The organism is Geomonas limicola (genome assembly GCF_014193675.1).
Lineage (GTDB): Bacteria > Desulfobacterota > Desulfuromonadia > Geobacterales > Geobacteraceae > Geomonas > Geomonas limicola.
Map to the genome: position 1 here is coordinate 343086 of NZ_BLXZ01000006.1, position 21964 is coordinate 365049.

Annotated in this window: 19 protein-coding genes; 15 read left to right on the top strand and 4 right to left on the bottom strand. The window is 49.2% G+C overall.

Annotated elements, in window-relative coordinates; translation table 11 throughout:
* Window positions 1-42 precede the first annotated feature (42 nt).
* The 4 genes from H7688_RS16140 to H7688_RS16155 form a co-directional block, all read right to left on the bottom strand.
* Window positions 43-543, bottom strand: a complete 501-nt coding sequence (locus tag H7688_RS16140; RefSeq protein ID WP_246329836.1) for a chemotaxis protein CheW — start codon at window positions 541-543, stop codon at window positions 43-45.
* Window positions 540-2690 (bottom strand): chemotaxis protein CheW, encoded by a 2151-nt coding sequence (locus H7688_RS16145; RefSeq protein ID WP_183362214.1) that lies wholly within the window; start codon window positions 2688-2690, stop codon window positions 540-542. Before H7688_RS16145 ends, H7688_RS16140 begins: the two co-directional genes overlap by 4 nt.
* A complete protein-coding gene (locus H7688_RS16150) occupies window positions 2690-3019 on the bottom strand; it encodes an STAS domain-containing protein (RefSeq protein ID WP_183362215.1) in 330 nt (109 codons plus the stop codon). The genes H7688_RS16145 and H7688_RS16150 overlap by 1 nt, the downstream gene beginning before the upstream one ends.
* Window positions 3020-3637: 618 nt before the next feature.
* Entirely contained in the window at window positions 3638-5710 is a 2073-nt protein-coding gene (locus H7688_RS16155) for a thioredoxin domain-containing protein (RefSeq protein WP_246329837.1), read from the bottom strand.
* Window positions 5711-5990: 280 nt separating this feature from the next.
* On the opposite strand from H7688_RS16155, the gene H7688_RS16160 reads away from it, so the two are divergent.
* The 15 genes from H7688_RS16160 (at window position 5991) to H7688_RS16230 (ending at window position 21887) form a co-directional block, all read left to right on the top strand.
* A complete protein-coding gene (locus H7688_RS16160) occupies window positions 5991-6698 on the top strand; it encodes a Crp/Fnr family transcriptional regulator (protein WP_183362217.1) in 708 nt (235 codons plus the stop codon).
* A gap of 386 nt (window positions 6699-7084) precedes the next feature.
* A complete protein-coding gene (locus H7688_RS16165) occupies window positions 7085-8200 on the top strand; it encodes a sugar transferase (protein WP_183362218.1) in 1116 nt (371 codons plus the stop codon).
* A 22-nt stretch (window positions 8201-8222) separates the two neighbouring features.
* Complete coding sequence (locus H7688_RS16170; protein WP_183362219.1) at window positions 8223-9233, top strand: Gfo/Idh/MocA family protein; 1011 nt, start codon at window positions 8223-8225, stop codon at window positions 9231-9233.
* Window positions 9234-9261: 28 nt separating this feature from the next.
* A complete protein-coding gene (locus H7688_RS16175; RefSeq protein ID WP_183362220.1) occupies window positions 9262-9783 on the top strand; it encodes an acyltransferase in 522 nt (173 codons plus the stop codon).
* 234 nt (window positions 9784-10017) lie between these two features.
* Window positions 10018-10944: a GNAT family N-acetyltransferase gene (locus tag H7688_RS16180; protein WP_183362221.1), complete on the top strand. Its 927-nt coding sequence runs from the start codon at window positions 10018-10020 to the stop codon at window positions 10942-10944.
* A gap of 60 nt (window positions 10945-11004) precedes the next feature.
* On the top strand, window positions 11005-11688 hold the full coding sequence (locus H7688_RS16185) for a polysaccharide biosynthesis/export family protein (RefSeq protein ID WP_183362222.1): 684 nt from the start codon (window positions 11005-11007) through the stop codon (window positions 11686-11688).
* Between the two features lie 26 nt (window positions 11689-11714).
* The gene (locus H7688_RS16190) at window positions 11715-13148 is read left to right on the top strand and encodes a GumC family protein (RefSeq protein WP_183362223.1); all 1434 of its coding nucleotides are present in this window, start codon (window positions 11715-11717) and stop codon (window positions 13146-13148) included.
* A 2-nt stretch (window positions 13149-13150) separates the two neighbouring features.
* A complete protein-coding gene (locus H7688_RS16195) occupies window positions 13151-14338 on the top strand; it encodes an AAA family ATPase (RefSeq protein WP_183362224.1) in 1188 nt (395 codons plus the stop codon).
* 38 nt (window positions 14339-14376) lie between these two features.
* Window positions 14377-15105: a P-loop NTPase family protein gene (locus H7688_RS16200; RefSeq protein WP_183362225.1), complete on the top strand. Its 729-nt coding sequence runs from the start codon at window positions 14377-14379 to the stop codon at window positions 15103-15105.
* Window positions 15106-15236: 131 nt separating this feature from the next.
* Entirely contained in the window at window positions 15237-16043 is an 807-nt protein-coding gene (locus H7688_RS16205; protein WP_183362226.1) for a WecB/TagA/CpsF family glycosyltransferase, read from the top strand.
* Between the two features lie 28 nt (window positions 16044-16071).
* A complete protein-coding gene (locus H7688_RS16210) occupies window positions 16072-17568 on the top strand; it encodes an O-antigen ligase family protein (protein ID WP_183362227.1) in 1497 nt (498 codons plus the stop codon).
* Window positions 17569-17816: 248 nt separating this feature from the next.
* Entirely contained in the window at window positions 17817-18764 is a 948-nt protein-coding gene (locus tag H7688_RS16215; protein WP_183362228.1) for a glycosyltransferase family 2 protein, read from the top strand.
* Window positions 18765-18774: 10 nt separating this feature from the next.
* Window positions 18775-20037, top strand: a complete 1263-nt coding sequence (locus H7688_RS16220; RefSeq protein ID WP_183362229.1) for a glycosyltransferase family 4 protein — start codon at window positions 18775-18777, stop codon at window positions 20035-20037.
* 3 nt (window positions 20038-20040) lie between these two features.
* The gene (locus tag H7688_RS16225) at window positions 20041-21024 is read left to right on the top strand and encodes a glycosyltransferase family 2 protein (RefSeq protein WP_183362230.1); all 984 of its coding nucleotides are present in this window, start codon (window positions 20041-20043) and stop codon (window positions 21022-21024) included.
* Between the two features lie 59 nt (window positions 21025-21083).
* The gene (locus H7688_RS16230) at window positions 21084-21887 is read left to right on the top strand and encodes a glycosyltransferase family 2 protein (protein ID WP_183362231.1); all 804 of its coding nucleotides are present in this window, start codon (window positions 21084-21086) and stop codon (window positions 21885-21887) included.
* The last annotated feature ends 77 nt before the right edge of the window (window positions 21888-21964 follow it).

Sequence of the window (21964 nt, forward strand, 5' to 3'; positions counted from 1 at the left end):
AGTCGTTTCCGCCTTGAATGAGAGTTTTCTATGTGAAGGTCCTTATGCCTCGGCAATCCGGTCCATGAGCTGCATTTCGTCGCTGGCAATGAGCTTCTCGATGTCGATCAGGATGAGCATGTCGTCGTTGACGGTCCCCAGGCCGGTCAGGTAGCGGGTGTCCAGGGCGCTGCCGAATTCGGGCGCCGGCTTGATCTGTTCCTCGGAGAGCGCCACCACGTCCGAGACCCCGTCCACCACCATCCCCACCACCTTGTCGGCCACGTTGATGATGATCACCACGGTGAACTCGTGGTAGGTCGCCTGTCCCACCTTGAACTTCAGGCGCAGGTCGACGATGGGGACGATCACCCCGCGCAGGTTGACCACCCCCTTGATGAAGTCCGGGGTGTTGGCGATCCGGGTGACGGCGTCGTAGCCCCTTATTTCCTGCACCCTGAGGATGTCGATCCCGTAGGTCTCCTCGGCGAGGGTGAAGGTGAGGAACTCGGCCCCACGGGTCCGGTGTTGTTCGCTGCTTTTCAGTGCTCCCTGCATGGTCATGCCGCCTCCTTGGCCGGGCCCGGTTCGGGCTGTGCCTTTTTTGCCATTTCGAAGAGTTCCGCGACGTCGAGGATGAGGGCCACCCGGCCGTCACCCAGGATGGTGGCGCCGGCACTCCCCGCCACGCGGCGATAGTTGGTCTCGATGCTTTTCACCACCACCTGCTGCTCGTCCAGGAGCGCGTCCACCAGCAGGGCGGTCTTCTCCCCCCCCAGGTCGACGAGAACCAGGATTCCCTGGCGCGGGTCGGTCACCTCGGTCTCGATGTTGAAGAGCTCGTGCAGCCTGAGGATCGGGAGGTACTCGCCGCGCACCGCCACCACCTGCTTGCCGTTCACGCTCTTCAGCTGGTCGGGCTTGGGCTGCAGCGACTCGATGATGGCGCTTAACGGAATGATGAACTTCTCGGCACCCACGGCAACCGACAGTCCGTTCAAAATCGCCAGGGTGAGCGGCAGGCTGATGGTGACGCAGGCCCCTTTGCCGGCTTGCGAGGCGATCTGCACCCGTCCCCCCATTGCCTGCACGTTCTTCAGCACCACGTCCATCCCGACACCGCGCCCGGAGAGGTCGGTGACCTGGTCGGCGGTAGAGAACCCGGCGGCAAAGATGAGCTGCCAGACCTCCTCGTCGCTCATGCTCTCCGAGCAGGGGATCCCCGCCTCGCTTGCCTTGGCGAGGATCTTGTCGCGGTTCAACCCGGCGCCGTCGTCTGAGACCTCGATGACGATGCGGCCGGCGACCTGCGAGGCCTTCAACTGGATGGTGCCGGTCGGCTCCTTGCCGTTTGCCAGCCGCACCTCGGAGGTTTCCAGGCCATGGTCCAGGGCGTTGCGCACCAGGTGCGAGAGGGGATCGGCGACCTTCTCGATGAGTCCCTTGTCGAGTTCGGTGGTCTCGCCCACCGTCTTGAGCTCCACCGACTTGCCCAGCCGTCCCGCCAGTTCGCGCACCATGCGGGGAAAACGGCTGAAGACGATGCTGATCGGCACGAGCCTGATCGACATGACGCTTCCCTGCAGGTCGCGGCTGTTGCGCGCCAACTGCAGGAGCCCCTTGTGCAGGGTCTCGTAGCGCACCGGGTCGAGTTCGCTCGCCACCTGGGCCAGCATCGCCTGGGTGATCAGGAGTTCGCCCACCTGGTTGATCAGCTGGTCTACCTTGGTGACGTTGACCCGGATAGAGCTCTCCGCCTCACCCTGGCGTCTGCCGAAGGCGCCGGGGCTCGTTTCGTCGCGGTCGTAGGCGCGTCGTCCCTCGAGGCGGGGCTCCGGAACGGGGGGAGCGGCGCCGGGCGCCGTACTGGGCTCAGCTGCAGCCGTGGCGCCGGGCAAGTTTGCCGGTGCCGCGGCAGGAAGCCTTTCGCTGGGAAGTTCGCGCAGGTTCAACTGCTCTTCGTCGGCCACGAACATGAAGACTTCCATGACCTGGTCGGCGCTGGCCGGTGTGGTAAGGGTGAAGTGCCAGCGGGTGAGGCAGTTCTCGGGGTCGAACTCGGCGAGGGTCGGCACCTCGACCAGCTCGGCTCGGCTGGCAAAGCCGCCGGGCTGGGCCAGTTCGCTCAGCTCGGCAATGATGCTTTCGACCCTGATCCCCCTGCGGAAGATGTTGTCGTCCGGCGTGAAGCTGAGTTCGAAACGGTGCGTTGCAGTGTCGTCGCCCAGGCTGCGGATGAGTGCGCCGGAACAGGGGCTCGAGTCGGGCGGCTCGACCACGGCGACGGGCGGGGCGGCGGGGCCGTTGTCGACCAGGCGCTGGAGCTTGTCGCGTACCGCGTCGATGGCCTCCTGGCGCACCACGCTCCCCTCACGATGCCCGGCAAGCTGCATAGCGATGACGTCGCCGGCCTCCAAAAGGACGTCGACCATGGAGGCGGTGAAGCCGATCTCGTGTTTGCGCAGCCGGTCCAGCAGCGATTCCATGACATGGGTCACGACCGTCATGTCGTCGAACCCGAAGATCCCGGCCCCCCCCTTGATGGAGTGCGCCGCGCGGAAGATGGCGTTCATCTGCTCCTGGTCCGGCTCGCGGTCCGACAGCGAGATGAGGATCCGTTCCATCTCGACGAGATGCTCGGCGCACTCCTCGAAGAAGACCTGGTTGAACCGTTTGATGTCGATATCAGATCCCGGTTTGCCGTTGCTCATCAGGTTTCCTTTGGGCCGTCCTGGGCGCCGAGCAGGCCGGCGAAACCCAAGAGGCGAGTGGTGTCGAAGAGGGCCGGCGCAAGGCCGTGCGGCACGGGGAGGATTCCGTTCCCTTTGAGGTTTTCCAGGAATACCGCCAGAAGCTGGCAACCGCAGGCGTCGAGTTCACGTACCTGGCTGAGGTCCACCTCGGTGCTGGTTGGCGGAGGCGTGGCCTCCAGCTGGTCCTGCAGGGCCAGAGCCAGAAAACTGAGCCCTTCGACCGCCTGGTCCATGGTCCAGGCCCCGGTGAGGACCACCTTGCCTGGAGTACTGGTTGTCTGCTGCATAGCTTCTCCTCGTTGCGGGCTGCGAAAACACACGGTCGGCGGGTGGGAAGGCCTGCCGGAACCAGGGCACACTCGACGCCGTTGCCGCAGGCCGTTTTCGCTAGTGGTGCCACTCTTCGGCGCGCCGTGCGTTGAGCTTTAATGAAATGTGCGCGCGGCGAATTAAAATGTAAGATAAACCCTCACATGAAAATTATGCGATACTTCGCTGGCTTCTGGAGCAAGTGGCGCGGGAAGTAAGCGGTAAAAAGCTGCCTGCAATAGGGTAAACGTGATGTCTTCATTGGAATTTTAGACACTGAGGGGCGGGGGTAGGTAGGTCGTTTGCCGACCTGTCGTCGCGGGGAGGGGGGCACAACTTCGGGGCCCGGGTGGCCCTCGTGGGGACCGCTTTATGGTTTGAACTCTCTCCAGAATAAGCCGCTATCTTTATTTCGCTGTCGGAGTCTTCCATGCTCCTGGTGAAGGCCGCGGAGGTCATTTCCAAGGGGTTTGTTGACAACCGAACGATGGCTACTATACTCCAACGGTTGAAAGTTAGATCTTGCTAATCTTTTGGCCGGTGGACGTCAAAGGGAAATGAGCGCTGAGTTCGCGCTGAGATCATTTGCGCTGCGGTTAAATCCGTCTCAAAAGATGGCTTAGCTCTCCAGGGTCGGAGGTAGGCCGTTGACAAGTTCTCCCTTGGCAGACATACGCCACTGAATTACTACCGTCAGCATGTCTCCCTTTTAGGGCCGGGATAATTTGCAGTGCCTCCTTGTGTTGTGCTCCGTCGATGGCCTGTATCAGTACACTGTTCGGCAAATATGTTTCTTTATAGACGTTGAGCAGGGGCTCGACTGATTCCGGGTTCTCCGGTGGTATGACAATAACAACTTGTAGTGTCTCTCTGAGATGCGACTGGAGGGCGATTAACATCTCGGGTAGGGCAGTTGGTGTTTCATTGATGCGTGCTCCGAATGCGGATAACGCCCCTTCGGCAGCTTCCCGATAGTGCCGCTGCTCCACAATCGCGTACAACCTCAAAAGGTTTTGAATCATGATCGAGTTGCCGGAAGGGACAGCACCATCATACGCGGGCTTTTCCCTGGCAAGTAACACTTCGTGTTGAATACTCGTTAGGAAATATCCACCTGATTCAGTATCAAGAAATTCGCGCTGCACAACGTCAGTTAATTCCTGCGCCCTTAAGAGATACTTAACGTCTCCAGTTGTCTCAAAGAGGTCCAGGAAACCAGCTATGACAAATGAATAATCGTCGAGGTATCCGAGGCCTTTGGCCGAACCTCTCTGAAAGCTGTGCGACAAGATATTGTTGTGAGTCATCTCTTCAGAAATGAAATGTGCAACTTCTTGCGCAACTTTGAGAAGGTTCCGATTGCAGAGAAAGAATCCTCCCTTGGCGAAGGCGGAAATGGCAAGGCCGTTCCATGATGCTAGCATTTTCTCATCGCAAAAAGGGAGCGGTCGTTTCGACCTGGCAACGAGGAGTTCGCTTCGACCCAGCTGAATGATTGTTTCCAGCTCTTTTGGTGAAATTTGAAATTGAACCGCTGCACCATGAAGGGAGATGTTCCGATGCGGGACGCTGCGCCCGTGAAAGTTACCAGTTGCTGTGATTCCGAAGTATGTTTCCAGCGAGGGAGCCTTCTCTGGACCGAGAATCTGGACAACTTCTTCGGGAGCCCAGGTAAAAAAATATCCTTCTTCCTTTTTCCCTTGTGCTCCTAGGCTGTCTGCATCTGTCGCGGAGAAAAATCCTTTGCAAGGAGACTTCATATCGCGAACAAGGTAGTCAAGTATTTCCTTTGCTGTAGTTGAAAACTCGCAGTTACCCGTTGCCCAAAAGCCCTCGAGATAGGTCGAGGCAAGTAGGGCATTATCGTAGAGCATCTTTTCAAAATGGGGGATCGACCAGTGGTCGTCGGTAGCATAGCGATGGAAGCCTCCACCAATTTGGTCGTATATCCCACCTGAAGCCATTCTTTCCAAAGTGACTTCAGCCATTTTACGGAGGTCTGGTTGGTTTGTTGCGTGGTGCTGGCGCAAAAGAAGCCTGATAGGTAAGGAACTTGGGAATTTAGGGGCCCCTAGAATGCCACCGTTTTCATTGTCGAAGAGCTGACGGTAACGCTCAATCGCTCGGTCAAGGGCTGATGACTCTGGTGAGATATGTGCTTTGTCTAGAGCCAACATCTGTCTCACCGCGTCGGTCACTTGATGTCCCGCGCTATGAACTCGATGGGGTTGGCTGTTGTACGTTTCCGTGATCCGTTGCAACAGCGTCAGGAACCCAAAACCTCGTGAATCATCCGAGGGCGGAAAGTAGGTACCACCATAGAAAGGTTCCCGCTTTGGAGTAAGAAAAATGTTAAGTGGCCATCCCCCCTGATTTCCCATCGCGTGTAGTGCGTTCATGTAAAGCGAATCAAGGTCAGGCCTTTCTTCTCGGTCTACCTTTATCGATATGAAATGCTCATTTAAAAAACGTGCAATTACTTCGTCTTCAAAGGACTCAACCTCCATAACATGGCACCAGTGGCAAGTAGCGTAACCAATGCTCACAAACAACGGTCGGGATAAGTTTGTGGCTAGCTTTAGTGCCTCCTTACCCCAGGGAAACCAGTTGACGGGGTTTCCTGCATGTTGAAGAAGATAAGGACTCGTCTCCAGGATAAGACGGTTCACGAAGCGCGGGACGTGTGGTAACCCGTGGTTCCTCAGCGCCTCTTGCAACATTGACATCCGTGGCGCTGTTTCCTCATCCACTCCTGGGAGTAGCGTTGGTCGGTATGAGTTTGTCATAGTTGTATCCCTTGTAACTGCTGCGATCAATGTCCTGCGAATAGTATATCAGTTGCTGCCTGGAAATACTGCCCTGTCTCGGTGGAGTCGGCAAAATAGTGCTTCTCGTTGAAAAAGACTCTCTCGAATAGAGATTTCAAAAGTGTGGTGAGGGAAGGGACAAATGCTCAAGACACAAGTTCAAAATGAGTCTCCTCACATCAGGGTTTTGCGAGCTATTCCATTGTTTGCATCATTGGAAGTAGATGACTTCTCTGAAGTCCAAACAAAAATTATGGAAAAAAGGTTTCACAAAAACCAAGTGGTTCTACTTGAGGAGGAAACTACTAAGTACTTATATGTGGTTTACAGTGGCAAAGTTCGTGTGGTTCATCTCGGTAGCGATGGCAGCGAAAGGATCCTAGCTGTCCATAAACGTGGTGACATTTTTGGCGAGATGGCGATGCTTGACGCTAAAACAGCACCCGCGACAGTTATTGCGATGGAAGACTCGGAGATTGGACTGTTGTCAAAACAAACATTTGACAGGATCTTTCTTAAAGACGAGAAGGTCCTATTGCAGATAGTATCTGTGCTTTGTAAGAGACTAAGAGAAGCTCAGCTAGTTATGAAAGCAATAGCATTGCCTGATGCTGAAATGAGGTTGAGATCCATACTCAATCATTTAAGTAGGCTGCATGGGGTAAGAGATGACCGAGGGGTGGTCATCGCCCTTCGTCTGACTCATAAAGAATTGGCAGGGTATACTTCTGTTTCCAGAGAGACGGTTACACGGATTCTTCACCGTTTAATGGTAGAAGGCGATCTTGAAACTCTGGAAAATAGAACAATTTTGCTTAAAGGTAGCTTTTGGGAAAAACAGCAATACTAGTACCTTTTAGTCTACTACGACTGTTAATACCTCTCGTTCACACTTGCGTGTCCCAATTGTTCAAGTAATTAATCCCGGCTCATATAACGGGGTCTAGGCCGCTACTCTGTTTCAGGCCAGCATGTAGCCACCAAAGGGACGTTGAAGTTGGGACGGCCCCCTTCTCCTCAAATACCGGAGATCGCTTTTTTTTGTGAAGTCTCAAAATGCCTCTATTCAGTTCAGTTGACAGGGCGATATCTAAAGTTATACTAAAAATATTAAAGATTGCTAATTTTTCATAGGTGATGCTCATGGAATTCGCGGTGCCGTTTCCCGCAATGAGTTGGGCGGGTAGCAAAGGATGGCCTGGCAGTTCGCGTACTCGCTTAGGGGTGAAGAAACCAATGACCAGGAATAAGGGATACAAGAGAGCCACCAAAAGCCGTGCACTAAATGAAGATCCCGTCTTGGCCTACGGGCTCTATCCAGAAAAAAAATTTCACGAGAAATTGATTCAGGAGAGAAAGAGAGCAGAACGATCCAATAAGCCGCTGCTGGTGATGGTAGTAGATGGTACCGCAACTGGGTTGGCGAATATGGGGGAAGACGGTTCACTCGGTGAGGGACTGAAACGGTGCGTCAGGAAAACAGATATCTGTGGGTTACTAAAAGAAGGATCCCTCATTGGGGTAATTCTGACAGAGGTTGAACAGGACAAAGTGGAACTTGCACAAATGGTTGTAGCCAAGAAGGTTTTCGAGAGCCTAGCCAATACCTTAAACGAAGAGTTGATGTGTCAGGTCGCGATCACATTCCGTTTCTTCCCGGTGGTTGGGAGTGCGAGTGTCTTTGATATGACATTCTACCCCGAGTTCCTTGTTCGGGACATCCGGACTAAGGGGGGAGAAATCGCGAAAAGGGCTTTGGATGTCATCGGCGGTCTATTCGGCTTAGTCGTGTTTTCACCATTATTCGTGGTGTTACCAATTTTAATCAAGCTCTCTTCGAAAGGTCCTGTGCTCTTCATGCAAGACCGGGTTGGTCGTAATGGCAAACAATTTAAACTACTCAAGTTCCGCTCTATGTACTTGGACAACGACGACATCATTCATCGGGAGTACGTTACAAAGTTAATAAAAGGGCAGGTAACCCCTCAGCAGGGGGTATTTAAGATTCAGGGTGATCCGAGAGTGACACCAATCGGCAGGTACCTCCGCAAGTACAGCCTAGATGAGCTTCCTCAGTTCATCAATGTCTTGAAAGGGGACATGTCCTTGGTGGGACCACGGCCGCCAATCTCTTACGAGGTGGAAAACTACCTCGGCTGGCAAAGAGGCCGGCTGATGGGCAAGCGGCCCGGCATTACCGGATTGTGGCAGGTAACTGGTAGAAGCAGTACCAGCTTTGACGACATGGTGCGACTGGACCTCAGATATCTTTCTGGATGGTCCATAATCTTAGATATCCAGATCCTGCTGCGGACTCCCAGGGCGGTCTTTAAAGCTAAGGGAGCGTACTAGTCGGAGAGAAAGGGGCAAGGCCATGATTAACGTTGGCATAATTGGGTACGGTTACTGGGGCCCAAATGTGGCAAGAAACTTCAATGAAACTCCGGGCGCAAAGGTTACGGCGATTAGCGATCCTGATGCTGGATCTCTCGCAAGAGCGGGGCAAATTTATCCAGGCATTCGGCTGGAGCGGAACTGCGAGGGACTCCTTACTGCCAAGAATCTGGATGTTATAGCTATTGTGACCCCAGTTTCCTCTCACTTCGAAATAGCTAAGACAGCTCTGCTCAATGGAAAACACATCTTCATTGAGAAGCCGTTCACAGCATCGGTCTCTCAAGCTGAAGAATTGATTGAGCTTGCGGAACAAAAAAAATTAAAAATTATGGTAGATCATACATTCCTATTCACAGGCGCCGTTAAAAAAATTAAAGAGCTGATAGATGGAGGGGTACTAGGAGATCTTTACTATTTTGATTCAATTAGGGTCAACCTGGGTCTTTTCCAAAAGGATGTAAATGTGGTATGGGATTTGGCTCCTCACGACCTATCAATAATGGATTACTTAATAGATAAAGAACCATTAGCTGTGATGGCAACTGGAGTCGCACATTTCAACCACGGTTTAGAAGACGTAGCTTACATAACAATTTATTTTCCAAATAATGTAATTGCGCACCTGAATGTGAACTGGCTCTCTCCAGTCAAGATAAGGACGACACTGATTGGTGGGCAGAAGAAAATGCTGGTTTGGAACGATTTGGTCAGTGATGAAAAGATAAGGGTTTATGACAAAGGGGTAGAAGGGATGGAGGGGACCAAGGAACAGTCTTATGGCCTAAGAGTGAGTTATCGCAGTGGAGATATGTGGGCTCCGCGAGTAAATCAAGTTGAGGCTCTTAAAGGTGAGGCTGCCTATTTCATAGACTGTATTAATAACAATCGCATCCCACAAAATGACGGTAAGGCGGGTCTACGAGTAGTACGTATGCTTGAAGCCATTATAAATTCGCTTAAGGCAGGTGGGAAGTTGGTGCACCTTTAGACGACATGAAGCTATAACGGGGGTGATCATGGAAGCATATTTAGCTGTCGCCGATGACGTAAAGCTTGGTCAAAATGTCACACTTGCCAAATTCATCAATCTTTACGGCTGCACAATTGGCGATAATACGAAAATTGGCGCCTTTGTTGAAGTTCAGAAAAATGCATATATCGGGAACAATTGCAAAATCTCAAGCCACACATTCATTTGTGAGGGGGTCGTCGTGGAAGATAACGTATTTATCGGACATAACGTAACCTTTATAAACGACCTATATCCTAGGGCAACTACAGCATCTGGCCAATTGCAAAGCGAGTCGGACTGGTCTGCTGGAAGTACTGTTGTGAAAAAAGGTGCCTCAATCGGGTCTAGCACAACGCTATTATGTGGAATAACGGTCGGAGAACACGCCATTGTAGGGGCCGGAAGTGTTGTGACCAGAGATGTTCCACCATACTGCATTGTGGCTGGAAATCCTGCACGTTTCTTACGTAGCATAGCCCATAAAATCGACGAAGAGCAGCATTCTCAGCCGCAAAGCGCAACATGATTCAAATCATAGGGTGATATATCAAATAGGTTAAGCCTTAGTTTCTAAGGCCGGCTTTTTTGTAGAATTGGGAGCCTTGTGCGATTCTGGGTAGTACTTATAAGGTGCTCAATGTCAGCTACGAATAAAACAGTCACTATAGTTAATCCACTAAGTTACCCCCAATGGAACAAATTGTTGCATGCCTCGGGACATGGAACTGTCTTCCATACTGCGAACTGGGCAAGGGTGTTGGTGGAAACCTATCATTACCACCCTGTGTACCTCATGCTGACAGAACAAGAGACCTTCTGCGGCTGTCTGCCAATTATGGAGGTGGACAGTATTTTCACTGGTAAACGTGGTGTTTGCCTCAGTTTCTCAGACTGTTGCGGAGCGGTCGCAAAAAACAAGGAAGAATTTCGTATGCTGCTGGAAAGTGTCCTGGCACTTGGGGGAATGAGTGGTTGGCGCTACATCCAGTTTCGCGGGGAGCAATACCTTGCTGACCAAGCGTGTGACGAGGCATATGCTTACCATGAACTGGAGCTTCTTTCAGATGAAGCTAAGATGCACTCACGTTTGAGAAAAGGAACCTCCAGCAGTATCCGCAAAGCAGAGCGGGAGGGGGTGACGATCACTATTTCTCAATCATTGGACGACATTTTAGGTTTTTATCGGTTACATTGTCTCACTCGGCGACGTCTCGGATTGCCACCGCAGCCATCATCATTTTTTGAAAAATTGCACACGCATGTAATTAACGAAAATCTCGGGTTCACGGTTCTGGCGCGCTACAAGCAAAAAACAGTAGCCGGGCTCATATGTCTAAATTTTGCAGATCAGGCCGTATGGAAATATGGAGCTTCAGATGACACCTACAAGCATCTTAGTGCGAACAATTTAGTTCTTTGGGAAACAATCAAAGCGTGTGCCGCACGTGGGTTTCGAAGTTTGAGCATGGGGCGCACTGATCTCGACAATGATGGACTAATCTCTTTTAAAAATGGCTGGGGGGCTACTAAAACCTCGGTTGGTTATTATAGATATGACTTCGAGAGCAACGGCTTTGTCAGCAGGAGTAAAAATAGTAGGAAGATTCAATACCAGAAAATTTTACGATACTTACCAGTTGACGTGCTTAGGGTGATAGGTGAATTTGCTTATAAGCACATTGGATAAGTGTATATTCCTGCGTTATCAAAAGCTGTATCAGCCGCTACTGTTGTGATGGAGGATGCCATGACGTGGGCTAAATTCTGGTGGTTAATCTTTTTTTCACTTATGGTTGGTTGCTCACATCAGTCTATCGGTAAAATAGGCCTTCCACAAAATTCTGATGTACCAGCAAAGGAGTATAGAATTCAGCCAGGGGATCAACTTGACATCAAGTTGTTCTACAACCCGGAACTTAATGAACAATTGACCGTACGGCCAGATGGGAGAATTACACTGCAGTTGGTCAATGATGTTGTTGCGGCCGGATTGACGCCAGCAGAACTGACCAACGTCTTAACCAAGGCGTATTCGAGTGAGTTACGTAACCCAAAAGTGGCAGTGATCCTTCGCACCTCTGTAGCCGACAGGGTTTATGTCGATGGCGAAGTAAACCGCGCAGGGCTGATACCTCTGGTGGGGCCAACGACAGTGCTACAATCAATTTCGCAGGCTGGTGGGGTAAAAGAAACCGCAAAGAGTGGCGAAGTTATTTTATTGCGGAAAACCGAAGACAACAAAGTGGCAGCCTACAAGATCAACTTGGAGGACGCACTCGACGGAGGAGGCGGCGCCAAAGATATCTACCTCAAGCCAAATGATATAATATATGTACCTAAGTCAACAATTTCAAACATAAACACCTGGGTTGACCTGTATATCCGAAAAAATATTCCGATTCCATTGGGGCTGAGTATTGGCACTCTTTAAGATACCCAACCTAAAGTGAGCATGCCATGAAAATGCGCGATTTTTTAAACATAATTTTTAAACATTGGACAAAGATACTCACTGTTGTGTTATCAGTTACAGCTGTGAGCGTATATGGTGCAATGATTTCAAAACCAGTATATTTGGCAAAATCCTCTTTTTTAGTAAAGCCATGGAGAGAGGATGCACCACGTCCTGGAATGGATACAAGCAATAACACCATGAACGTAATGCTAAGCCAGGATGAATTGGTAAACACAGAAATACAGGTATTGACCGGTAGAGAGTTAGCAGAAAAAGTCGTGCGGGTCCTTAAGGTCAATGCGATTTACCCGAACCTTGTAAGGTCAAAAAAGAAAAATCAAAATTCAGTAGATGCCGCCGTAGAGCAGTTCGGGAAGCATCTTAAAGTGACGGGTGTACGGAAATCTAATGTTGTAGAAGTGTCTTTCCAGCATAATGATCCAAAAATTGCAGCAAAAGCGCTCAACCTTCTGATTGATACATTCAAAGAAAAACATCTAGCTCTCCATAGTGACCCGCAATCTTATTTCATAGCAACCCAGATGACATCATTCGAGAACAAATTAAAGGACTCCGAGAGAAATCTACAAACATTTCAGCAAACAACGGGGGTTTTTTCGCTTGAGGAACAACGGAGTCTATTGCTTAAGCAAAGATCTGATTTGGACACGGCACTAAAGTTTTCACTAAACAGTATAAGTGAACTTCGAAATAGAATTGTTGCAACTAAGTCCCAGCTCACTGCTTTATCTAAAAGTAATAGCCGTTATACTCCTACCGAAAGAGACAAAATTGTCATCGAGGCTAAAACAAAGTTATTAGAGCTTAGACTGAAAGAACAGGAGTTGAAGAGAAAGTATAATGAGAAAAATCCACTAGTGGTTGAAGCGAAAAGAGAGGTCGACCTTGTTAACCAATTCCTCCTTGATCAGGAAGAGGGAATTAGTGGGAAGGTTAAAACTGGGAATCCTGTATACCAGAACGTTGAAATAGATCTATTCAAGTCTGAGGGAGAGTTGAATTCACAACTTGCCAGAGCAGAGGCTCTCAAGCGTCAGGTTAAGCAACTCGACAATGATATCGCAGATCTTGATTCAAATGAAACTAAATTACAAAACCTGAAGCGCCAAGTCGCAATTAACGAGAAAAATTACAAGACTTATGCGGACAAGCAGGAGGAAGCCCGCATGTCTGAAGCTATGAATAGGTTGAAACTCTCAAACATCAGCATCATTCAAAACGCAGAGGTGCCGGCAAAACCCGAAAGTTCGAACCGCATGATGAAAATAGTGGTTGGTGCGATTATGGGTCTATTTTCGGGTATGGCATGCGGATACCTTGCGGAAATGTTAGGGCAGACTTTTTCCGATCCCGAAAGTGTAGAAATGTATCTAGATATTCCAGTGGTTTTGACTGTTCCATATAAAGAGGCTTGAACATGTATCTTAATTTCTTTGATTTTAAAAAAGAGCCATTTCAAATAACGCCAGATCCTTCATTTCTGTACTTGAGCCACGGACATAGAGAAGCTCTTGCTTCAATAATATATGGAGTAGAAAAGAAGAAAGGGTTTATTCTTATAGTAGGAGCGGTCGGAGTTGGTAAGACAACAATATTAAGAGCATACCTAGAGAATACAGACAAGTCCAAAATCAAAGTAATTTACATTTTTGACTCAAATATCTCCTACCATAATCTTCTTAGGCATATTTTCCTGGAATTGGGGCTGGTTCGCGATTCAGATGAATCTTGCCATATGGTTAATCAGCTACACAGGTTTCTAATTGATGAATACAGGGAGGGTAAGAATATAATTCTTTTGATAGATGAAGCTCAGAACATGCCAGCCGATACCCTTGAAAATCTGAGGATGTTGTCAAATCTTGAAACCGCGACAGAAAAGCTGATTCAGATCATTTTCAGTGCTCAACCCGAATTCGAAAAAACTCTCAATCTTGAAGAATTGAAGCAACTTAAACAACGAATTGCTGTAAAAGCTATAATCTCCCCACTCAACAAAGAAGAGGGATTGTCATACATAGGGCACCGTTTGAAAAAAGCGTCCGATAAGGAAACAATAATCTTCACAGGAAGAGCTCTGCGCGAGATTGTTAGGTGCTCAAAAGGCATTCCCCGTGTAATTAACATTCTTTGTGACAACTGTCTAATATCGGCGTTTGGATATGGAAAGAAGAAGGTTGGACTTGGGGTGGTTAGGGAAATCCTGCGTGATTTCGGGATTCGCCTGCCTTTATACCTTCAGTGGCGCATTTATGTTACGGGCGTGCTTTTAACCACGGTCATCGCAGGAATGGTATATCGCGAAAAGTTTACGGAGACCAAGCGTCCGAATCTCATTGAGAGGAAAATTCAAGATTCTGCTCTAGTCGAGCGGAAGGTGATCCCTTCGGTGACAACGGTAGTAGAATCTGCAGCAGGTGATGAGCTGGTGGCAAGTAGGACCGTGGCACGTGGAGACACCCTCGCCCGGTTAGTGCATGAAGTATATGGTCGTGTGGACTCGAAGCTCATTAGATTGGTTAAAAAGGCAAACCCCAGCATAAATAACGAGAATCTGATTATCGAGGGACGCCGCATTGTTTTTCCCGCTAAAAAGGAAAACTGAAAGTAAAATTCCCTCCCTTCTGACTTATAGGTGAAGCCATGAGTAACATTTATGAGGCACTTGAACAAGCATCTGGAAAGAAAAATAACTCAGAAGTCACACCTGAACTATCCCTGCAGACTGAAGTGATTCGCGGGGTTTCCCTCCGGAAAGAGATGGTGTGGTTACACCACCAAGTTGAAACATGTCTGAGCAATACGGCGAGTAAGATCATTCAATTTGTTGGTTCCCGGCGAGGGGAGGGCGTGTCAACGATCGTTCGTGAATTTGCTAAAAATGCTGTTGAACGTCATGGCAAATCTGTCCTGATACTTGATTCAACGTACAAAGATCACGCCGGTAGGGTATGCATCAATGGGGCTCGTGACTATGGCTGGCTTGATTTTATCGAAGAAGGGAAGTTAATTGATAAGGCATTTTTTAGGGTTGGAGATTCAAATCTATACTTTGCGCCAATTTCAGTTCAGGAGTCACTGATGCCACTACAAAATGACTTACCTCTAGAAGTTAATCTTTGGGAAAAACTCAAAGAACGGTTTGATCTCATACTTATTGACACCTCATCCAATTTAAATTCGTTTGAAAGCATAGGTATAGCAAGAAATGCTGATGGCGTAATCATGGTTATAGAGGCTGGTGTGACAAAAAAAACAACTGCAGCAAAGCTAAAAAAACTTATAGTATCAAATGGTGGAACTATTGTAGGAGCAATACTTAACAAAAGAAGGTACTATATACCAGAATTTATTTACCGGAAGTTTTTTTAATTATTTGTTTACATATTGAGGTGAGGCAGAAGAAAAGGGGAATCCGTGAACGAGGTGAAAACCACGACTGATGCGGAACTCCTTTTTTTTGACTTTCAGTTGAATCTGCTTTAAGTGCCATGAGGTGATCAATGAGATTTACAGAAATTCCTTATATTAAATACCGGGGCGTAAAGGTTAGTAACGTTTCATACCGAAGTGTCCTCAATACTGTTTCTGAAATGATTAAAAGGAAAGAGAAAAGCTATATCTGCCTTACTGATGTTTCAAATTTGATAGTTGCTACAAAAAATTCCGATCTGCGAACAGCGATCAACGAGTCCTTACTCTCCTTAGCCGATGGGATGCCACTAGTGTGGTACGCTTGGATGGCTGGGTGTAAGGAAATTGAGAGAATATCTGGAGCTGCGTTGATGAAACGTCTGATCCTTGACATGCATGACTACAAACATTTCCTTCTAGGTGATACCGAAGAAACAATTCAAAAAGTTATTGCTGAGGCTAATAAGCTTAGTCCAAATATCCTTATGACAGGACATAGCCCACCATTCAAAGAGTTTGATGATCAAGACAATCGGTGCATGATTGAGAAAGTAAAGGCAGCTAAACCCGACATTATCTGGGTCTGCTTTGGAGGAGTAAAACAGGAACGTTGGATGAAAAAGCATTTTGCTTCTCTGGATAGCGGGATAATGATTGGTGTCGGCGCAGCCTTCAGATTTTTTATTGGAGAGATCGTGACGCCTCCAGAAAGTATTCAAAAACTTGGCCTGCAGTGGTTGTTCAGGCTGAGCCAAGCCTTCGTCAGGGATCCTATCCAATGCGTGAAGCTTGTTCACGAAAGGCACATCATGTCGAGCAAGTTGGAATACCTAGTCCGTCTACCGTTGGAAGTTGCCAGAGCTAGGCATAGGATCAGACAAAACCGTTGGCAATGACAAGCTTTAAAGAGTGAAGGTCTAAATTATGAACAAGTCCTTGTCCAGTAATGCGCAACTGAGAGGTGTGATTGGCAGACTAAAGAATGGTGAGTGTCTAGGTGGACTACTATGCTATCTCTGCCTTGCATGTGTTGGGGGAGGCATCGGCACAGTAATCGTTGGCCTTTCGCCTACGGCTGCCATTGCCGCCGCGGTCGGGACATTGTTGATCGGTCTTATGGTAAAAAACCTTCTTTTCCCTTTTTATTTCGCGAGCCTCTGCATTCTTGGATTGCAAGAAGTAGAAATTACTCCGGGATCACTTCTGGGGATTTTTGAAAATGTGAAAGCTCCAGGGATTCCATCAGTGCTTGAGATTTCAGTGTTCCTGTTAGCGATTTGTTTCCTGTTGGGATATGCGTTGCAAAAAGATTTAGCTAAGTTTCCAGTGTTTACTTGGCCTGTTTTTATGTTTGTGGTTTTTTATGGTATCTCCTACTATGTCGGAGCTGAATCTGGTAATAATGTTATTCTCCTAAAAGAAGACTCGAAGAAATTTTTTATTCCAGTAGTATTTTTTTTATCTAGTATAAATATTTTAAACTCTATCGAAAGGATTACAGCATTTGCTAGTTTTGTAGTTGGTATTTCTTTTGTAAAAACTATAATTGGCATTATGAGCTACCTAAAAGGTGTAGGATTCGATTATGGTGATTCAAGAGTAATCTTTATTGAAACCTCAGATCTGATCTTGGTTGTAACCATTTTGGTGGCGATTGCCTCCAGATTGATCTACCGCAAGATAACCTGGAAGGTATTCTTTGTTGTTTCTTTGGTAGGTGCCCCTTTGCTTTTCTCCTTAGTATATTCGAATCGAAGGAACGCCTGGCTCGGGATTTTGATGGCGTTTGGTCTCCTGTTTCTGATGACACCAAGGAACCTTAAGGCTCGTATGGTTGTGATCGTAGCGACTGCCGCACTCGCTGGGGGGGGCATGATCGCATCTGCCATGGCACTACGAGGCGTCCCAACCGGAGAAGATTTGAAAAGTCGATTCGCTTCTATCTCGGATAAAGGTGACAAATCCAATGAGGCGCACGTAAACGAGTGGATAGTCACCGTTGAAGCACTTAAAGGTCATCCGGTTCTCGGGTTGGGGTTCGGATCGGAACATGCCCCCGTACCTGGTGATGATACCATCAATCGTCACACCGTTCACAATGCGTTACTGATGTTGTACATGAAAATGGGCGTCTTCACGTTACTGTTGTTTCTTTGGTGCATGTTCCGATACTTCCGTTTCTGTGTGCGGTGCAGGACGGTCTCTCTCGACCAGAATTTGGAGTGGTTGAGGCTGGGACTCTTTTCGACATTTGCTTACTGGTTGGTGACGTTGAATGTTGCTCCCTCTTGGTGGTACTACAGGGAGACGTGCATGATGGCACTAGTAATGGCGATTGTTATAAGGCTTTCCTTGTTATCTTCTCCGATGCTTCATCACAACGAATACAGCCGACATTTGTCTGAGGAAGTCGGCGGTTAGCCGAGCACTACGAAATATGCTCCCTTGAAGACAGAACCACTGTTTGTGATCTGATATTCTTTACCCTCTCTGGGTGGCCTGCCAAATTATGAAGCTTCTTATGTTTGACCGAGATGTGAACGTATTTGGTTTGTGCTTTCTTTGCTCGGTTATCACCCGCTCTTGTTCTTGCTGCTGGTGTGAGGCTTCGTTATCATTTCCAGAAGTAAAAGAGACAGCACATGTCACCTTAATGGACGAGGTTTGAGATGCCAGCTAAAGTCCCTGACCTTTCTATAGTCATTGTGAGTTACAACACCGTTGATATTACGCGCAGGTGCCTTACCTGCTTGTCTGACGCCGCTGCCGGTCTTGATTGGGAAGTCATTGTTGTTGATAACGACTCAAGTGATGGAAGCGGCACGATGGTCAGCAGTGAATTCCCGTTGTTCAAACTGATACAAAATACCTCTAACCTTGGAGTGGCTGCTGCCACCAATCTCGGAATTCGTCGCAGTAGGGGGGCTTACCTCGTCAGCATGAATAGCGATGTACTAGCACCGCCAGGGGCATTTGTCGATTTAGTGAAATTCATGGAACACCATCCTGACGCGGGAGGTGCAACCCCTCGCCTGGTTCTGCAGTCGCAGGGAAAGCATCCTCCCTTTGTTGGCAATCTTCCTACCTTCAAAACCGATACATTATTCGCACTTTGCCTATTTCACAGCAAGTTTGCCCACTGGAGCAATCAGAAGATCTTTTCCGGTTGGGACAACTGCGAGGACAGTTGTGAAGTACCGTGCATACACTGGGGGACGTGCTTTCTATTGCGGCGCGAAGTTCTCGGCGCAGTTGGAATGCAGGATCCCAGATTCTTTGTTTACTGTGAGGATCTTGATTGGTCAATACGGATCAGAAAGGCTGGTTGGAAGCTTTACTACGTGGCTGAGGTGAGTGTAGTCCATTTGCTTAACCAGAGCACCAAAAAAGGGGGCCACAAGATGTATGGCCAAATGTGGAAGAGCCGTTGCCGGTTAATCGACAAGAACCGTGGGGTTTGGGCTGGCCTGTTTTTCAGGAGTTTGGTTGGTGCAGCGTGCAGCATAAAAGGAATTGTTTTGGTATTGTCTAGCTGCTTCATAGCAAAGCGTCGTGCTGAACTTAAAGAGCGCCTTGTCCTGCTATATACGGTGTTTAGATCAATACTTTCGTACTGAGGGGTCCTCGATGATGCCCTTGCGAATTCTCTTCCTGCTGTCCGATATGAAAGAGTCCGCCACTTACGTGCGGGCCTTCAATCTCTCAAAACAGTTGGCGAACCTAGGGCACGATCTTACCCTGATGGTGGTGTCGCAGGACCAAATATTTGGCAAGGTGTCTTATGTCAAGGAGGGAGTGAGGGTAATAGAAACTCCAAACTTCATGCACCACGGGTTAGGTCATTTCACCCGTCGGCTTTTTCTGGATCCAGGAATGGGAATTCTCGATATTCTTTTGCGATTTCGGGAAATGAGGAATGGTTGCTACGACATAGTTCAGTTGTTCGACCATTCACTCAACGTCTTCCTCCCTTGGCTCATTTTCAAAAGCAATTTAAACCTAAAGTTCGTCTCCGACTGGTGTGACATCTTCAATTACGAAGGGGGGCTTAGATACGCCTACCGTTTTCGGCTTGATGCCATCTATCGGATTATTGGTTTTCCCTTCAGGAAATTCTCACGCTACTTAGAATTTGACCTGCGTCAAAGGGTGGACGCGGTAACGGTAATCTCGGAAGGGTTGGCGGAGTTTGCCATGCGGAATGGGGTTCCCAAAGACAACATATTCGTCGTTGAGGGGGGGGCGGATGTTGAGGCGATCCGGCCCATCCCGAAGGAAGACGCAAGGAGGCGGCTGGGCCTTCCCCTGGAGAGCCGCATCGTTGGATTCCTGGGGACATTCCAGGGCGATTTGGACATCGTGATCAAGAGTTTCGTAAGGATCAAACGCGATGTTCCCGACGCTTTGCTGCTTGTCATCGGCAAACCCTCGGCTTGGATCAAATCTGCCGTGGATGATGCCGGAATTGTCTCGAGCTTCATCCAAGCGGGACGGTGTTCCGACGAGATGCTGCCTCACTTTCTGGCGTGCGTGGATGTGCTTACCCTACCCCTCAAAGAAAACCTTGCCAGCCGCACTCGCTGGCCGAACAGGATCGGTGAGTACATGGCATGTGGTAGACCGGTCGTCGTCAGCGATGTCGGTGACACCGCCAAGGTTGTCAGAAACCATGAAATCGGTCTGGTCGCCGGCAACGATATCGAGAGTTTTGCCGAGACTGTCGTAAAGCTATTACAAGACGGAGCGCTGGCCCACAGTATGGGGCGCAGAGCACGGGAACTTGCCTGCAATCGCTATTCATGGGCGTTACAAGCGACGAAGCTGGAGGACGTTTATTTCAACCTGCTGACGTCGTCTTCTTCGGCCTCTACATCACCTAAGGCGGTATGAAACATGGCCGGACCACAGAGAAACAACAGCATTTCGGTCATAATACCAACCTGGCAGCGACAGGCACAGCTAACTAATCTGCTGCACTCTCTAGGAAGACAACTCAGAGTTCCAGATGAGGTTGTGGTGGTGTGCCGCGACAGCGACACCGGCTCGATCGATGCTGTAATGGAATGGGCACAGTCAGCCCAGCCCCCCCTGCCCCACAAAGTCGTAACGGTTCAACGGGAAGGGCACCTCCCTCCGCTCATCGCGGCACTGGACCAGTGTACCGGGGACATCTTCTGTCTCATTGATGATGATGCAATTCCCCGAGAAGATTGGCTGTATCGTTTGGAGGAAGACTTCCGTGACCCGAGGGTAGGTGGGATCGGTGGCACCGTCGTGAACCATTTCCAGGGGATTCACGCTGCAGACTGCGGCCGTCCCCGTGTTGAGATACCGGGAAAGCTCTCGTGGTTTGGCCGCTCAGGGAACCACGGTCCTTCGGTGGCGAATAGCAATCTTATCGAGGCAGACTGCTTCATTGGATGCAACATGGCCTTTCGCAAAGTGGCCCTGTTGAACAGCTTCGATCTCGTGCTCAACGGTGGATCGGCGATCTCCTATGAAACCGATGTTGCGCTCAATGTGAAAAGAAAAGGGTTCAGACTCTTCTACGACCCGGGTTCTATTGTTGACCACTATCTGGAACCGAGGAAGATCGATTCGAAACGAGGCTGGAACAAAGGTGAGTGCTTTGTCTATGCGCACAACCTGACCTACATCTGCCTCAAGCACCTCAGCTGGTACGGAAAACTTGGTTTCGCGCTGTATTTTTTTGTCGGTGGGTCCTGGGGGTGTCCCGGCCCTGCCACCTTCCTCCTGAGTTTCCTCAAAGGCTGCCCATTATCCTTGCGAGAGCATTTCATCCCTGCGATGAAAGGACGCTTCTTAGGAGTGATCTCCTATTTACAGAATCAGCACCGAGTCCGCAAATCGTCCTGACCGACGGCACGCTCGTCACTACTGAAAAGGCTTCAGTCAGCTCTCCTGGAGAAGTCCACATGGCAAAGATCAGTATCGTCACACCGTCATATAACCAGGCACAGTACGTACGAAGAACCATCGAGAGTGTCCTCAGCCAGGACGTCGACCTCGAGTACATCATCGTAGATGGTTGTTCGACTGATGGATCTGCTGAAATAGCGAAAGAGTATAATGGGTGTGCTCGGGTGATCGTCGAGAAGGACAAAGGGCAATCCGACGCCATTGCCAAGGGATTTGCTCTCGCTACCGGTGAGATCCTGGGGTGGCTCAATTCCGATGACATGTACCTGCCCGGAGCCTTGCGCCAGGTCGTGCAGGCGTACGAAGAGGGACAAGAATTCTTCTATGGCCATGTCTTCATCGTCGACGCCCAGGATGCCCTCCTGCGAAAGAGGATAGCGATTCCCGCCAATTTTGACGATCTTTACTATGGGCGCTACATCATCCCGCAAGAGGCGACCTTCTTTTCCAAAATGCTGTACCGAGCAGCGGGAGGGGTTGATCCCAGTTTCCACTATGCGATGGACTACGACCTGTGGCTCAGGCTCGCTCTACTGCAACAGCCCAAGCGCCTGGATACCTTCCTCTCGTGCTTCCGTTACCACCACAACCAGAAAAGCAGCCGCCGCCCCGACCTATACACCCGGGAAGTGCAACTGGCACGCATGAAGTCAGGGGGCATGCGTCCCGAGTCGATGCTGAAGAGTTCGTCACACCGGACCACACTGCTGCTTCGGAAGATCTGTTCGAACATCGCTGCGTCAGGACTAAGGACCACGATCGCCGACTTGATAAAGAAAAAACGGGGCAGATTGCCTTGAACTCCATTCGAGATCAGCACCTCGAGGAGGGCACAGAAATAAACAGGCCGCTTCCATTAAAGGAGCGGCCTGTTTTC